The organism is Streptomyces sp. NBC_00083, from assembly GCF_026343295.1.
In the GTDB taxonomy this organism is placed as follows: domain Bacteria; phylum Actinomycetota; class Actinomycetes; order Streptomycetales; family Streptomycetaceae; genus Streptomyces.
This window is the reverse complement of the sequence record NZ_JAPELY010000004.1, coordinates 385,452-400,620: the sequence shown is the minus strand read 5'-3', so window position 1 is coordinate 400,620 and position 15,169 is coordinate 385,452. Positions and strand designations below refer to the sequence as shown.

At 70.3% G+C, this 15,169-nt stretch carries 13 protein-coding genes and 1 riboswitch; of the genes, 4 read left to right on the top strand and 9 right to left on the bottom strand.

What is annotated here, in order from left to right:
* Positions 1 to 141: 141 nt before the first annotated feature.
* From OOJ98_RS31935 to thrC, 6 genes are all read right to left on the bottom strand, one after another.
* Positions 142 to 648 carry a hypothetical protein gene (locus OOJ98_RS31935; protein WP_267058589.1) on the bottom strand — a complete coding sequence of 169 codons (507 nt, stop codon included), beginning with the start codon at positions 646 to 648 and terminating at the stop codon, positions 142 to 144.
* A gap of 131 nt (positions 649 to 779) precedes the next feature.
* Positions 780 to 1,595: a DUF4097 family beta strand repeat-containing protein gene (locus OOJ98_RS31930; protein WP_267058588.1), complete on the bottom strand. Its 816-nt coding sequence runs from the start codon at positions 1,593 to 1,595 to the stop codon at positions 780 to 782.
* Positions 1,596 to 1,802: 207 nt separating this feature from the next.
* Complete coding sequence (gene groL / locus OOJ98_RS31925) at positions 1,803 to 3,428, bottom strand: chaperonin GroEL (protein WP_267058587.1); 1,626 nt, start codon at positions 3,426 to 3,428, stop codon at positions 1,803 to 1,805.
* A gap of 857 nt (positions 3,429 to 4,285) precedes the next feature.
* The gene (locus OOJ98_RS31920; protein WP_005315736.1) at positions 4,286 to 4,489 is read right to left on the bottom strand and encodes a cold-shock protein; all 204 of its coding nucleotides are present in this window, start codon (positions 4,487 to 4,489) and stop codon (positions 4,286 to 4,288) included.
* Positions 4,490 to 4,896: 407 nt separating this feature from the next.
* Positions 4,897 to 5,172 (bottom strand): MoaD/ThiS family protein, encoded by a 276-nt coding sequence (locus OOJ98_RS31915; protein WP_055514669.1) that lies wholly within the window; start codon positions 5,170 to 5,172, stop codon positions 4,897 to 4,899.
* A gap of 69 nt (positions 5,173 to 5,241) precedes the next feature.
* A complete protein-coding gene (thrC, locus tag OOJ98_RS31910; protein ID WP_267058586.1) occupies positions 5,242 to 6,552 on the bottom strand; it encodes a threonine synthase in 1,311 nt (436 codons plus the stop codon).
* Between the two features lie 17 nt (positions 6,553 to 6,569).
* A riboswitch (SAM riboswitch) is annotated at positions 6,570 to 6,724 on the bottom strand.
* A gap of 133 nt (positions 6,725 to 6,857) precedes the next feature.
* Here thrC and OOJ98_RS31905 point away from each other — a divergent pair.
* Together OOJ98_RS31905 and OOJ98_RS31900 are read left to right on the top strand one after the other, a co-directional pair.
* Positions 6,858 to 7,805: a glucosyl-3-phosphoglycerate synthase gene (locus OOJ98_RS31905; RefSeq protein WP_267058585.1), complete on the top strand. Its 948-nt coding sequence runs from the start codon at positions 6,858 to 6,860 to the stop codon at positions 7,803 to 7,805.
* A gap of 89 nt (positions 7,806 to 7,894) precedes the next feature.
* Positions 7,895 to 9,358 (top strand): trehalose-6-phosphate synthase, encoded by a 1,464-nt coding sequence (locus tag OOJ98_RS31900; protein WP_267058584.1) that lies wholly within the window; start codon positions 7,895 to 7,897, stop codon positions 9,356 to 9,358.
* Positions 9,359 to 9,451: 93 nt separating this feature from the next.
* Here OOJ98_RS31900 and otsB read toward each other — a convergent pair whose 3' ends face one another.
* The 3 genes from otsB to OOJ98_RS31885 all read right to left on the bottom strand — a co-directional run bounded on the left by otsB (position 9,452) and on the right by OOJ98_RS31885 (position 12,565).
* Positions 9,452 to 10,291 (bottom strand): trehalose-phosphatase, encoded by an 840-nt coding sequence (gene otsB / locus OOJ98_RS31895; RefSeq protein ID WP_267058583.1) that lies wholly within the window; start codon positions 10,289 to 10,291, stop codon positions 9,452 to 9,454.
* Positions 10,292 to 10,471: 180 nt separating this feature from the next.
* Positions 10,472 to 10,744, bottom strand: coding sequence for a DUF3263 domain-containing protein (locus OOJ98_RS31890; protein WP_267058742.1), 273 nt, complete (start codon positions 10,742 to 10,744; stop codon positions 10,472 to 10,474).
* A gap of 603 nt (positions 10,745 to 11,347) precedes the next feature.
* Entirely contained in the window at positions 11,348 to 12,565 is a 1,218-nt protein-coding gene (locus OOJ98_RS31885) for an extracellular solute-binding protein (protein WP_267058582.1), read from the bottom strand.
* 304 nt (positions 12,566 to 12,869) lie between these two features.
* Between OOJ98_RS31885 and OOJ98_RS31880 the strand changes: the two genes are divergently transcribed.
* On the top strand, positions 12,870 to 13,928 hold the full coding sequence (locus tag OOJ98_RS31880; RefSeq protein WP_267058581.1) for an ROK family protein: 1,059 nt from the start codon (positions 12,870 to 12,872) through the stop codon (positions 13,926 to 13,928).
* Positions 13,928 to 15,073: an N-acetylglucosamine-6-phosphate deacetylase gene (gene nagA, locus OOJ98_RS31875; protein WP_267058580.1), complete on the top strand. Its 1,146-nt coding sequence runs from the start codon at positions 13,928 to 13,930 to the stop codon at positions 15,071 to 15,073. Before OOJ98_RS31880 ends, nagA begins: the two co-directional genes overlap by 1 nt.
* Positions 15,074 to 15,169: the final 96 nt, after the last annotated feature.

Below are 15,169 nucleotides of genomic sequence, written 5' to 3'. Positions count from 1 at the left end.
GGTCTTCCGCGATCTTGCGGATCTCCTTGGCCGCGGCCGCGAGGCGGTCGGCGGCGCCCTGCACCGTGCCACTGTTCGCCTGGTCGAGCCAGGCCAGCATCGCTTCGTGGCTCATGCCTTCGAAGGGGGTGCTGCCGCCCATCAGAGGTCTCCTCCGGCTCGGCCACGCGACGGCTTCGGGTCGCTCTTCGGGTGTGTGGAAGCCGGGTCGTAGTCGCCCCCGTAATGCTTCTTCGTCTCCGTGCTGATCATCGCCATGCGTTTGCGTACGTCCGCGTCGATGTTCTGGTAGCCCTTGTGCGAGGCCAGGACCGCGATGCCCATGCCTTCTATCGAGTCCGACAGCAGGCCCGACAGGGTTTCCAGTTCGGTGATCACTGTCTCGTAGGACGTGAAGAGGCCCGATGCCTCGGTGAACGCTCCCGCGCCGCCGCCGAACTGGTCGCGTGCCAGGCGTTCCTGGCCTACCTCGCCCGGGGCCGCCGGTGAGCCCTTCAGGTTGCGGATCAGTTCGTCCACGCGCTTTTGGAACGTCGTGAAGGACGACAGTTCCGTGACTACATCGCCGGCTGCCGCCTGCGCCACCTCAAGCACGTTGAACGGCCAAGGCGACGACTGCGACGCGCCCTTGTCCTCGCTCGGTGCCACAACACCCTCCCCCGTACAGCTCTTATCTCACCGCAACTCTAACCAGGGGTAATTGCAGTTCACAGTCGTACCAGTGCGAAGAGCGACGGAAACTGGCCAATGTGGGGCGGGAGATGCCGGGTTCGTGGGGGTTACTTGGCCGACTTCAGGGTGATGTCGCCGTTGTCCGTGGTCAGGTTCACTTGGATCGGCGCGGACGGGTCGTCGGGTAGGGCGAGCTTCTTGTCGCCGTTCTGGTTGCTCGCCACTACGTGGTACTTGGCGGGGGGCACGGTCACGGCGATGCTGCCGTTGGAGGTCTGGGCCGTGATGTTCTGGACCGTGGCGGGGGTCAGGGTGATCGAGCCGTTGGACGCCCTCGCCGTGACGCCCGTGCCCTTCAGGCCCTTCGCGTTGATCGCGCCGTTGGTGGTGTGGACGTCGACCGGGCCCGTCGCGCCGTTCACCACGATCTGGCCGTCGTCGGCGGACACCTTCACCGTGCCGACCGCGGAGAGGTTCATGGCTCCGGCCTTGGTGGAGCCGGTGACCGGGATGCCGGCGGGGACATCGACCGTGTAGTCCACGGAGCAGTGACCCGGGCAGCCGCCGAGGATCAGCACGCCGTTCTCCACCCGGTAAGTCGCGCCGTCCGGCTTCTTCTTGCCCCGGTAGGTGACCTCGCGGTGCACCGTCGGCTTGGTCAGGCCCTGTTTTCCTCGTATGCGGAAGCCGTCCGACGTGCCGTCTATACGGACCGCGGTGATCGGGGCCTTGACCGTCGCGTCGTCCTTGAAGGTCGTGGAGTCCAAGGGGCCGCAGGCGCTTGCCGTCACCGCTGTCAGCGCGGTGAGGGTGGCTGCCGCCGCCACCGTGCCGATGCGTCGTCGGCGGTGGTGAGCGGTGTGGGTGGTGTGGGTGGTGTGGGTGGTGTGGGTGGTGTGGGTGGTGTGGGTGGTGCTGGTCATTGCGTCCCCCGCGTATACGTCAGTTGGGGGCGGGGCCCCGCGGCCGTCCCCTCTGATCACCAACGTAACGCCGCCGATGGGCCCGCACCATGGAGCCAGCACCACCCTCCGAGTTCGCATTTCCGAACCCGAAAACGGCCGAGGGCGGCACCCCCTGTGTGGGAGTGCCGCCCTCGGCGTTCAGCCTGAGCTACTGATCCTTGAGGATCAGAAGTCCATGTCGCCACCCGGCATGCCGCCCGGGGCGCCGCCGGCAGCGGCCTTCTCCGGCTTGTCGGCGATGACGGCCTCGGTGGTGAGGAAGAGCGCCGCGATGGAGGCGGCGTTCTGCAGCGCGGAGCGCGTGACCTTCGCCGGGTCGATGATGCCCTCGGCGATCATGTCGACGTACTCACCGGTCGCGGCGTTCAGACCGTGACCGACGGGCAGGTTGCGCACCTTCTCGACGATGACGCCGCCCTCGAGACCACCGTTGACGGCGATCTGCTTGAGCGGAGCCTCCAGGGCCAGCTTCACGGCCTTGGCGCCGGTCGCCTCGTCACCTTCGAGCTCGAGCTTCTCGAACACCGCGGAGGCCTGGAGCAGGGCCACGCCACCACCGGCGACGATGCCCTCTTCGACGGCCGCCTTCGCGTTGCGAACGGCGTCCTCGATGCGGTGCTTGCGCTCCTTGAGCTCGACCTCGGTCGCGGCACCGGCCTTGATGACCGCAACACCGCCGGCGAGCTTCGCCAGGCGCTCCTGCAGCTTCTCGCGGTCGTAGTCCGAGTCGCTGTTCTCGATCTCGGCGCGGATCTGGTTGACGCGACCCTGGACCTGGTCGCTGTCACCGGAGCCGTCGACGATCGTCGTCTCGTCCTTGGTGATGACGACCTTGCGGGCGCGGCCGAGCAGGTCGAGACCGGCGTTCTCCAGCTTGAGGCCGACCTCCTCGGAGACGACGGTGCCGCCCGTGAGGATGGCGATGTCGCCGAGCATGGCCTTGCGGCGGTCGCCGAAGCCCGGGGCCTTGACGGCGACGGACTTGAAGGTGCCGCGGATCTTGTTGACGACCAGGGTCGACAGGGCCTCGCCCTCGACGTCCTCGGCGATGATCAGCAGGGGCTTGCCCGACTGCATGACCTTCTCGAGGAGCGGGAGCAGGTCCTTCACGGAGCTGATCTTCGAGTTGACGATCAGGATGTACGGGTCGTCGAGCGACGCCTCCATACGCTCCATGTCGGTGGCGAAGTACGCCGAGATGTAGCCCTTGTCGAAGCGCATGCCCTCGGTGAGCTCAAGCTCGAGCCCGAAGGTCTGCGACTCCTCGACGGTGATGACGCCTTCCTTGCCGACCTTGTCCATCGCCTCGGCGATGAGCTCGCCGATCTGGGTGTCGGCGGCGGAGATGGAGGCCGTCGAAGCGATCTGCTCCTTGGTCTCCACGTCCTTGGCCTGCTCCAGGAGGGCGGCGGAGACGGCCTCGACGGCCTTCTCGATGCCGCGCTTCAGGGCCATCGGGTTGGCGCCGGCGGCGACGTTGCGCAGACCCTCGCGCACCAGGGCCTGGGCGAGGACGGTCGCGGTGGTCGTTCCGTCACCGGCGACGTCGTCCGTCTTCTTGGCGACTTCCTTGACCAGCTCGGCGCCGATCTTCTCGTACGGGTCCTCGAGCTCGATCTCCTTGGCGATGGAAACACCATCGTTGGTGATCGTGGGGGCGCCCCACTTCTTCTCGAGGACGACGTTGCGGCCCTTGGGGCCGAGGGTGACCTTGACGGCGTCGGCGAGCTGGTTCATCCCGCGCTCGAGACCGCGCCGTGCCTCCTCGTCGAACGCGATGATCTTGGCCATGTGAAGTGGTCCTCCCGGACAGGGGTGGCGTTCTTCGTGGACCGTGCCGGTGCCCGCGACGGACGGCCTGCAGGCCTTGTGGTTCCTTGCCCCACGCGGCCTGCGGACCTCACTGACGCGATCCAAGTTCTGTCACTCTCACTCGGAGAGTGCTAAGCCCAATGATTAGCACTCGGCACCTGCGAGTGCAAGCGAGTCTCTTGAACCGGGGGCCTCCACTTACCGGGGTTGTCCGGTTACCCGGGGGTTGGGGGGGGGCTCTGCCCCCACGCCCCCGGCGGGTGTCCGGGCGGCCCTCGCCTGGGCGTTCCCCGTGGCCCTGTGCGGCGCCGGTCGCTCTCGGGTGCGGGCCGTGCGGCGCTGCTCGCGCAGTTCCCCGCGCCCCGACGTGCCGCTTTCGCGCAGTTCCCGCGCCTCGACGTGCCGTTTTCGGCTGCGGACCGTGCCCACGTCTCGCGCAGTTCCCCGCGCCCCTAAGTAGGGCGCCCAGCATCGCGACCACCGCGGCGCAGCCGCGCACATGTCACAGCCCCGCGCCCCTAAGTAGGGCGCCCAGCATCGCGCCCACCGCAGCGCAGCCGCACACATGTCACAGCCCCGCGCCCCTACACCCCGCGTACGCCTGCGGACCGTGCCCGCGCCCCCACTAGGGCACCCGGCGCTCGCGCCCACCGCGGTGCAGCCGCGCACGTGTTGCAGCCTCGCGCCCCCCGTCAGGCACCCGGCGCTCGCGGCCATTGCGCCCCCATGCGGGCTCCCGCGCCGAGTGGGGAGAGAGGCCGGGATGCGTGAAGGGGGCCACCCTTTTGGGTGGTCCCCTTCATGCGTGAGTGCGTCGGTGGCCGATCGCGCCGAGATCAGACGGCGAGCTTGACCATGTCCGCCTGTGGACCCTTCTGGCCCTGCGAGATCTCGAACTCGACTCGCTGACCTTCTTCAAGGGTGCGGTAACCGTCCATCTGGATCGCACTGTAGTGGACGAAAACATCCGCACCACCGTCGACCGCGATGAAGCCGTACCCCTTCTCCGCGTTGAACCACTTGACGGTGCCCTGAGCCATGCCTAACTCCCCTATTACTGGCCCTTGCACGGGGCCACACTTCGCGGACCCGGGTCAGACCTGCACCCTCCGACAGGAGAGGGTGTGCGCCGGAACGCGTCGACCGCGGCTGAATGTATCTGCCCAACTGCCCTCTGCAACAGGTCAATCGGACGAGAATTCCGGGCGCACTCAGGGAGCGGAATGCCATCAATTCAACATTCCGGGGCAAGTCGGGCCGGGCAAAGCGCACTTAGGGCGCAAAGGGCTCTCACACTTTGACCCCATGTTGTCGCGTTCTCATATGCGCTCAGCGCTCGAAGCGAAGGGGCTTCCCCAACTGTACCCCGCTCAACCATGTTGAATTGCCCCCTCCGCTTCTTATGCGGAGGGGGCAATTCCATATTGCTGAGAACGGAGAGGGGGCGTCAGCCGCCCGCCACCGCCGGGATGATCGAGACGCCCGCGCCGTCGGGCGTAGCCGTCTCCAGGCCCTGCTCGAAGCGCACGTCGTCGTCGTTGACGTACACGTTCACGAAGCGGCGCAGCTTGCCCTGGTCGTCCAGGACGCGCGCGGCGATCCCGGTGTGGTTCTTCTCCAGGTCGGTGATGACCTCGGCGAGGGTCGCGCCCTCGGCGGCGACCTCGGCCTTGCCGCCGGTGTAGGTGCGCAGGATCGTGGGGATGCGGACGTTCACGCTCATGGTTCGGTGCTCCTCGTCGTTCAGGATCGGCGGTGGCCCGGTGGGCCGGCCCGCGTCGTCAGCGGTGGCTCAGTGGGCCAGGCCCGCGTCGCGGAAGGCGTCCAGGCTCGGACGGATGGTCGCGGTCGCCTGGGACGTGGCGGCCACCGCGTCCAGCGTCTTGAGCCCGTCACCGGTGTTGAGCACGACCGTGGTGAGCGACGGGTCGAGGAGACCGGCCTCGATGAGCTTCTTCGTGACGCCGACCGTCACGCCGCCCGCGGTCTCCGCGAAGATGCCCTCGGTGCGGGCGAGCAGCTTGATCGCGTCGACGATCTGCTCGTCGTTCACGTCCTCCACCGCACCGCCGGTACGGCGCGCGATGTCCAGGACGTACGGGCCGTCCGCCGGGTTGCCGATGGCGAGCGACTTGGCGATGGTGTCCGGCTTCTGCGGGCGCACGACGTCGTGGCCGGCCTTGAAGGCGGTCGACACCGGGGAGCAGCCCTCGGCCTGGGCGCCGAAGATCTTGTACGGCTTGTCCTCGACGAGGCCGAGCTTGATCAGCTCCTGGAGCCCCTTGTCGATCTTGGTGAGCTGGGAGCCCGAGGCGATCGGGATGACCAGCTGGTCGGGGAGCCGCCAGCCGAGCTGCTCGCAGATCTCGTACGCCAGCGTCTTGGAACCCTCGCCGTAGTACGGGCGCAGGTTGACGTTGACGAAGCCCCAGCCCTCACCCAGCGGGTCGCCGATGAGCTCCGAGCAGAAGCGGTTCACGTCGTCGTAGTTGCCCTCGATGCCGACGAGCTCGCCGCCGTACACCGCGGCCATCACGACCTTGCCCTGCTCCAGGTCGTGCGGGATGAACACGCAGGAGCGGAAGCCGGCCCGCGCGGCGGCGGCACCGACCGCGCCGGCGAGGTTTCCGGTGGAGGAGCAGGAGAGCGTGGTGAAGCCGAAGGCGCGGGCGGCTTCGAGGGCCTGGGCGACGACGCGGTCCTTGAAGGAGTGCGTCGGGTTGCCGGAGTCGTCCTTGACGAACAGCTTGCCGGGCTCGACGCCCAGCTCGCGCGCCAGGTTCTCGGCCTTGACGAGCTTGGTGAAGCCGGGGTTCAGGTTCGGCTTGTCCGCCACGTCGGCCGGGACGGGCAGCAGCGGCGCGTAACGCCAGATGTTCTCGGGGCCCGCCTCGATCTGCTTCCGCAGCGCCTCGGGGTCGCCGAGCGGCAGGTCATACGCCACTTCGAGCGGTCCGAAACACAGTTCACAGGCGAAGATCGGGCCCAGTTCGAAACGCTGGCCGCATTCGCGGCAGGAAAGCCCGGACGCCGGACCGAGATCGACGGGGGTGCCGGCAGTGGTCTCGGCGGTGGTGCGGGTTTCGGCAGTCTGTGCAGACATGGAGGGGAGGCCCTTTCTCCTCATCTTCCTCATGACGAACCTCGCCATGAGACGGATTTGGCACCTTCCCTAGCCGGTGGCCTCGTGTGTTGATCGATGCGATCGACGAGAACCGACTGGAGGGTTGCCGGGGCTTCAACGGGCCGTTTCCCTCTGCCCCTCTGGATGAGCGGTATTCGATTGTCGGCGCGGGGACCCCCGGCATGCGACGGTCCTGCGCGTTGTTCAAGACTGTAACCGAAGCCCCGGACGGTTGAGATAGTCGTCCGAACCGCGAGATGGATCACACGAGGAGGCCGACGACCGTGCTGGAAGAGGTGGAACGCTGGCTGAGCAGGCGTTCCTGGTCCGCGGCCGAGCGTCCGCTGGAGCGGATGCTGGCCGCGAAACACCGTACGGGAACCACGGTCAGTGTCGTGCTCCCCGCGCTGGACGAGGAGGGCACGGTCGGTGACATCGTGGCCGCGATCCGGCGCGAGCTGATGACCGACGCCGTGCCGCTCGTCGACGAGCTGGTCGTCGTCGACTCCGGCTCCACCGACCGGACGGCCGAGGTCGCGGCCGCCGCCGGCGCCCGCGTCGTGCACCGCGACGCGATCCTGCCGCGGCTGCCCGCGCTGCCCGGCAAGGGCGAGGTGCTGTGGCGCTCGCTCCTCGTGACCGGCGGCGACATCGTCTGCTTCGTCGACGCCGACCTCAAGGACTTCGACACGGGGTTCGTCTCCGGCATCGTCGGGCCGCTCCTGACCGACCCGGACGTCGACTTCGTCAAGGCCATGTACGACCGGCCGCTCGGCACGGCGGCGGGCCAGGGCGGCCGGGTCACCGAGCTGGTGGCGCGCCCGCTGCTCAACCTGCACTGGCCCCAACTGGCCGGGATCGTCCAGCCGTTGGGCGGTGAGTACGCGGCGAGGCGCTCGCTCCTGGAGCGGCTGCCGTTCCCCGTCGGGTACGGGGTCGAGCTGGCGCTGCTCGTCGACGCGCTGCACACGGTGGGGCTCGACGCGCTGGCCCAGGTGGACGTGGGCGTGCGCAAGCACCGCCACCAGGACGGGCAGGCACTCGGCCGGATGGCCGCCGCGATCTACCGCACGGCGCAGCTGCGGCTGTCCCGCGGCCATCTCGTACGCCCCGAGCTGACCCAGTTCGAGCGCGGCGAGCACGGCTTCGTACCGCGTACGTACGCGGTGGACACCGAGGAGCGCCCGCCGATGCGGGAGGTCGAGGAGTACCAGGTGCACCGGGCGGCATAGCCGGCGGGCGGGCGCGGCGCGGCTGGATCTGGCGGTGGTACGGGCGTACGCGTGTTTGAGGTATTGCGGGGCGGGCTAGGTTCCGCACCATGGTCACCGCGCACACATCCCCCCGGGCTCAGGTCCTCGTCGCGTCCAACCGCGGCCCCGTCTCGTACGTCTTCCAGGAGGACGGCTCCCTGGAGTCCAGGCGGGGCGGGGGCGGCCTCGTCTCCGGGCTCAGCGCGATCGGCTCCGACGTGGAGTCGGTGTGGGTGTGCGCGGCGCTCAGCGACGGCGACCGCGAGGCGGTGCGGCGGGGCGTCGGCGAGCAGGGTGTCCGGATGCTGGACATCGACGCGGGCGTCTTCGCCGACGCCTACAACGGCATCGCCAACTCGGTGCTGTGGTTCGTCCAGCACATGCTGTACCAGACGCCGCTGGAACCGGTCTTCGACGCCGAGTTCCGGCGGCAGTGGGCGTCGTACGAGACGTACAACCGGGCCTTCGCCGAGGCGCTCGCGGCGGAGGCGGCGGACGGGGCGCGCGTCCTGGTGCAGGACTACCACCTGGCGCTGGTGCCGGGCATGCTGCGCGAACTCCGCCCCGACCTCAGGATCGGGCACTTCTCGCACACGCCGTGGGCGCCGGTGGACTACTTCCGGATGCTCCCCGACGACATCGCGCGGCAGCTGCTGCGGGGGATGCTCGGGGCGGACCGGCTCGGCTTCCTCACCTGGCGGTGGGCCTCGGCGTTCACGGACTCGGTCGTGGTCACCCTGGAGGGCGAGGCGGACCTGGTCAGCCCGGCCGGCGACGGGCGGCGCCGGTTCCGGCACGTCGGGCCCGGCGGGGAGGTGCGCGAGACGGACATCGCGGTGCACTCGCTCGGCGCGGACGGCGACTTCCTGCGCGAGCGCGCGCACCAGCCGGACGTCGAGGAGCGGATCATCGCGCTGCGCGAGCAGATCGGGGCCGGCCGCAAGACGATCGTGCGGGTCGACCGCACCGAGTTGTCCAAGAACATCGTGCGCGGCCTGCACGCCTACCGGCACCTTCTGAACACCCACCCCGAGTGGCGCGAGCGGGTCGTTCACGTGGCCTTCGCCTACCCCTCGCGGCAGGACCTCACGGTGTACCGGGAGTACACGGCGGAGGTCGCGCGGGTCGCGGAGGAGATCAACTCGACGTACGGCACAGCCAGTTGGACCCCGGTCGTCCTCCACGTCCAGGACGACTTCGCCCGCTCGCTGGCGGCGTACCGGCTCGCGGACGTCGCCCTCGTCAACCCGGTACGCGACGGCATGAACCTCGTCGCCAAGGAGGTGCCGGTCGTGTCGGACGCGGGGTGCGCGCTGGTCCTGTCGCGCGAGGCGGGGGCGTACGAGGAGCTCGGCGCGGACGCGCTCGTCGTGAACCCGTACGACGTGACGGGCACGGCGGAGGCGCTGCACGCCGGGCTGACGATGGGCGAGGACGAGCGGGCGGAGCGGACGAAGCGGCTTGCTGCCGCGGGGACGGCGTTGGTGCCTCGGCGGTGGTTCCTGGAGCAGCTGGAGGGGCTGGGGGGTTAGGGGGTTAGGGGGTTCGCCCACCCGCCCGCCCGCGCGGCGGGGCCGGAGGAGCTGAACCCCTGGAGGGTGCGGGCGATGCCGGTTGCTTGGGGGTTACAGCTGCGTGGCCAGTGTCTTCAGGAAGGCTGTTACCTCCGCCGGGCCGTTCAGTTGCAGGTCGGCTCGTTCCGCCAGTTCCTCGATCACCGTGTCTGCTGCGACCAGCAGCCCCGGCACGCCGTCGGAGCGGAGCTTTTCGACGGCGGCGAACGCGGGGAGGTCGCCCAGGTCGTCGCCCGCGTACAGGATCGCCTCGGCGCCCACCTCGCGTACGTACGCCTCCAGCGCCACGCCCTTGTCCATGCCGGGGGGCCTCAACTCCAGGACCATGCGGCCGGGTTCGAGGACCAGGCCGTGCCGGGTCGCCAGGTCGGCGAGGGGTTCGCGCAGGGCCTCGAAGGCGGCCTGCGGGTCGCTGGCCCGGCGGGTGTGGACCGCGACGGCCTGCCCCTTCTCCTCGATCCACGTGCCGCGCCAGGCGCCGTGGGTGTCGAGGACCCCGGGGAGTTCCGCGCGGGCGGCGGCGACACCGGGGTGGGGGGCGGGGGTGCGGACGGTGCCGGTGACCGCGTCCCAGCGTTCGGCGCCGTAGTGGCCGAGGACCACGAGGTGCTCCAGGCCGGCTACGCCCGCGAAGCCGCCGTAGCGGACCGCGACGCCGGCCGGCCGGCCGGTGATGACGGCGACGGACGCGACGTGCGGGGCGAGGGCGGCGAGGGCGGGTACGGCGTCGGCATGGGCCCTGGCCTGCTCGGGGTCGGCCACGATCTGGGCGAGCGTGCCGTCGAAGTCGAGCGCGACGACCGCCCGCTCGGGCCGCGCGACGATCGCGGCGAGACCGTCGCGGCCGGCCTGGGTGGCGGGGGTCGGCAGAGGTTCCGTGTGACGTCCCATGCGGGTGACCCTATCGGGGTGGTGCGGGGTGGGGTGGGTCGCACGTGTGGCGCAATGGGGCGCGGCCGTTCCGGAGCGGGGTGCCGGTCGCGGGGCGGGGTCGCGTCAGCGGGGCGGGGTCGCGTCAGCGGGGCTGGGTCGCGTCAGCGGGGCTGGGTGCCGGTCGCGGGGCCGATGCCGTCAGCGGCGGGTGCGTTGTTCTTCGCGGAGGCGGCGGAGGCGGTTGACCGTGACGGGGTCGTGGGCGAGGGCGCGGGTGTCGTCGAGGAGGGTGTTCAGGAGCTGGTAGTAGCGCGTGGGGGACATCGCGAGTTCCTCACGGATGGCTCGTTCCTTGGCGCCGGGGGTGGGCCAGGGGTGGCGTTCCATGCGGAGTACGGCCTGGGTGCGGGGGTCGAGGGGGGTGGGGTCGGCGGCCGGGGTGTCCCGGGGGGTGTCCGGGGCGGCTTCCATGGCCGTGGCCTCGCCCTCGTCCTCGCCGCTCCTGTCCCTGCCCCTGCCCCTGCCCCTGTCCCTGTCCCTGTCCTCGTCGGTCATGGGCCCCACGGTAGCTTCCCCACCCCGCCCCTTCCCGAGACCCTCCGGGGGTGGGGTGTACGGCTGCCGGGCGTGGGTGCGGGGTGCGGCCCTCGACCATCCGGTGCCGGGCGGCATGCACATCGTCAGCCCACCTCGCGCAGTTCCCCGCGCCCCTGACTACCCGGTGCCCGGCGGCATGCACCACCCCAGCCCACCTCGCGCAGTTCCCCGCGCCCCTGACTGCTCGGTGCCGGGCGGCATCGGCATACCCAGCCCACCTCGCGCAGTTCCCCGCGCCCCTGACTGCTCGGTGCCGGGCGGCATCGGCATACCCAGCCTGTCCGGCGATTGAGGACGAGCGCCCTTCAGGCGCGAACGGGGTCTGGGGCGGAGCCCCAGGGGGCCCGGCACCGGTGACCCCGCCGCACGGGAGGTGGGTGGGAAAACGCGCGAACGGGGTCTGGGGCGGAGCCCCAGGGGGGCCGGCACCGGTGACCCCGCCGCACGGGAGGCGGGGGGGTGACACCCCCGCGCGAGCTACTCCGCGTTGTCCGCGTCCGTCGCCACCTTCGCGATGTCCTGGAGGACCGACTTCGGCGACCCCCCGGGCGTCAGCGCCGAGCCGATCTTCTTCTTCACCGTCTCGCTCACCTTCGGCCACGACGTCTTGCCCACCGGGGGCAGCTCGGACGTCGGGAGCGCCGCCAGGAACGACTTCAGTTCCTTGTGCTTGGGGTCGGCCGCCATCGCCGAGGACGCCGACACCGTGGACGGCAGCAGGTCGTACTGGTCGGCGAAGTTCAGCACGTTGTCGTCGGAGAACGTGAAGTCCAGGAACTTGCCTATCTGCGCCCGGTGTCCGCCCTGCTTGAAGCCCATGATCCAGTCGGCGACACCCATCGTCGCCTTGGCCGGCCCGTTCTGCCCCGGCAGCGGGACCATGCCGAACTTGATGCCCTTCTTCTTGGCCTCCTCCATCAGGGAGGGGTGGCCGTTGAGCATGCCGACGTCGCCCTTCGCGAACGCGTCGAACGCGTCCTGCCGGTTGAGCTTGCCGGGCGCGACGGGCCCGGTCAGCTCGGGCTCGACGAGGTTGGACTTGAGCCACTCGAAGGTCTGGATGTTCTCGGGCGAGTCGATGTCGTAGCCGTCGACGGTGTTGGTGTAGCCGCCGTTGCCGCTGAGCATCCACATCATGGTCTCGGCCTGCGCCTCCTCGCTGCCGAGCGGCAGCGCGAAGGGGGTCTTCACACCCTTGGCCTTGAGCGCCTTTGCGTCGGAGGCGAGCTCGGCCCACGTGGTGGGCGGCTTGATGTGCGCCTGGTCGAAGAGCGTCTGGTTGTAGAAGAGCAGCCGCGTGGAGGCCACGAACGGCAGCCCGTACTGGACGCGCTTGACGTTGCCCGCGTCGGCGAGCGGCGCGAGGAAGTTGGCCTCGACGGGGATGGAGAGCAGCTGGTCGGCGCTGTAGAGCTTGCCGGTGGCCGCGTAGTCGGAGTACGCGCCGATCTGCGCGATGTCGGGGGCGTTGCCCGCCTTGACCATCTCGGCGACCTTGGCGTCGACCACGTCCCAGGAGAAGATCTGGACGTCGACCTTGATGCCCGGGTTCTTCTTCTCGAACGCGTCGACAACGTTGTGCCAGTACGTCTTCGTCGTGTTGCCGCCGGCTATGTCGTAGTCGGCGGCCACCAGCTTGAGGGTGACGTCACCGGAGCCGCTCCCGCCGCCGCATCCCGAGAGCCCTGCCGTCATGCCGAATGCGGCAACCGCCGCGGTCAAGCCCAAGAAGCGCCTGCGCACGCGCTATCCCACCCTCGTTGTGATCCTCGCGGATCCAGTCGGTCCCCCGTGACGTCCTGTATTGAGCTGCGATGTTCCCTCATTCGGGGGTTTGAGGTCTACACCAGTCGCATATCGCTTCCGCAACGCCCGGTGCAAGGGTACATTGGGAAACTTTCGGCGGGGAAAGCGCTTTCTGCCCCATCCGGCGGGCGGGCCACGCGCGCACCGCGAGTGGACTAGACCTTTAGGTGGTCTTGGCGCGAGACTGTCACCCGTGAGACACGTCATCGCCCTGGATGTGGGCGGCACCGGGATGAAAGCCGCCCTGGTCGGGGCGGGAAGCGTGCTGCCCGGAGGTCATCCCCCGGGCCCGCCTGAGCTGCTCCACGAGGCGCGCCGGCCCACCGGAAGGGAGCGCGGGCCCGACGCCGTCGTCGAGTCGATCCTCGACTTCGCGGCGGAGCTGCGGGCGTACGGCGAGGAGCACTTCGGCGAGAGCGCCGTCGCGGCCGGCGTCGCCGTGCCCGGCATCGTCGACGCCGAGAACGGCATCGCCACGTACGCGGCCAACCTCGGCTGGCGCGATGTGCCCATGCGCCGTCTGCTCAGCGAGCGGCTGCGGGGCGTACCGGTCGCGCTCGGCCACGACGTACGCACCGGCGGGCTCGCGGAAGGCCGCATCGGCGCGGGCAACGGCACCGACCGTTTCCTGTTCGTGCCGCTCGGCACCGGGATCGCGGGCGCCATCGGCATCGACGGCCGGGTCGAGCCGGGTGCGCACGGCTTCGCCGGGGAGATCGGCCACATCGTCGTACGCCCCGGTGGCGTCGCCTGCCCCTGCGGTCAGCGGGGCTGCCTGGAGCGGCTCGCCTCCGCCTCCGCCGTCTCGCTGGCCTGGGCGGAGGCGAGCGGCGACCCGGACGCGGACGCGGCCGACTGCGCCAAGGCCGTCGAATCCGGCGACCCCCGCGCGCTCGCCGTGTGGCACTCCGCCATCGACGCGCTCGCCGACGGCCTGGTCACCGCGCTCACCCTGCTCGACCCCCGGGTGCTGATCATCGGTGGCGGACTCGCCGAAGCCGGGGAAACCTTGTTCGTACCGCTGCGGGCCGCCGTCCAGGAGCGGGTGACGTTCCAGAAGCTGCCCGAGATCGTTCCGGCGGCCCTCGGGGACACTGCCGGGTGTCTGGGCGCGGGCCTGCTCGCCTGGGACCTGGTCGCCGGGACCACGCTGACCGGCGCCTCCGGCACCGAATCCGACACCGGATCCACCGGCTCCGACACGGACACCCGCACCGACACCGACACCGACTCCAGTGAGGTAACCGCCTGATGGCCGCATCGCTTGTTCTCTCCGGCGCCCGTGTCGTCCTCCCGACCGGGGTCGTCGAGAACGGACGCGTGATCGTCGACGGCACCTCCGTCTCCGGTTCGGCCCCCGCCGACGCGCCCTCCCTCGACCTGTCGGGCCACTGGGTGGTCCCCGGCTTCGTCGACATGCACAACCACGGCGGCGGCGGCGCCTCGTTCACGAACGGCACCGTCGAGGACGTCCTCAAGGGCGTGCACACCCACCGGCTGCACGGCACCACCACCGTGGTCGCCTCCACGGTGACGGGCGAGATGGACGTGCTCGCGCAGCGCGCCGGGCTGCTGTCCGAGCTGGTCGAGCAGGGCGACCTGGCCGGCATCCACTTCGAGGGCCCGTTCATCTCGCCCTGCCGCAAGGGCGCGCACAGCGAGGGTCTGCTGCGCCACCCGGACCCGGCCGAGGTCCGCAAGCTGATGGACGCGGCGCGCGGCACCGCGAAGATGGTCACGCTCGCCACCGAGCTGCCCGGCGGCCTCGACTCCGTACGCCTCCTCGCCGAGCACGGCGTGATCGCGGCGATCGGGCACACCGACGCCTCGTACGAGCAGACCGTCGAGGCGATCGAGGCGGGCGCCACCGTGGCGACCCACCTCTTCAACGCGATGCCCCCGCTCGGCCACCGCGAGCCGGGTCCGATCGCGGCCCTCCTGGAGGACGAGCGGGTCACCGTCGAGCTGATCAACGACGGGACGCATCTGCACCCCGCCGCCCTCGAACTCGCCTTCCACCACAAGGGTGCCGGCCGGGTCGCGTTCATCACCGACGCCATGGACGCGGCCGGGTTCGGCGACGGGCTCTACCACTTGGGCCCACTGGAGGTCGAGGTCAAGGAGGGCGTGGCCCGGCTCGTGGAGGGCGGCTCGATCGCGGGCTCCACGCTCACCCTGGACCGCGCCTTCCAGCGTTCGGTCACCGTCGACGGGCTCTCCGTCGAGGACACCGTGCGGGCGATCTCCGCCAATCCGGCCCGGCTGCTCGGCCTCGACGACAAGGTCGGCTCCCTCGAACCCGGCAAGGACGCCGACCTGGTGGTCCTGGACGCCTCCTTCGCCGTCAAGGGCGTGCTACGCAAGGGCAGTTGGGTCGTCGAGCCGAAGCTCGGCTGAGCGGCCCCGGCCGCATCGGGTCGGGTGGGCGCGTGCGACATGAGCGGGGCGGTGGGTCCGGGGGCTGGGCCTGCCGCCGTCCGTTTGACATGATCA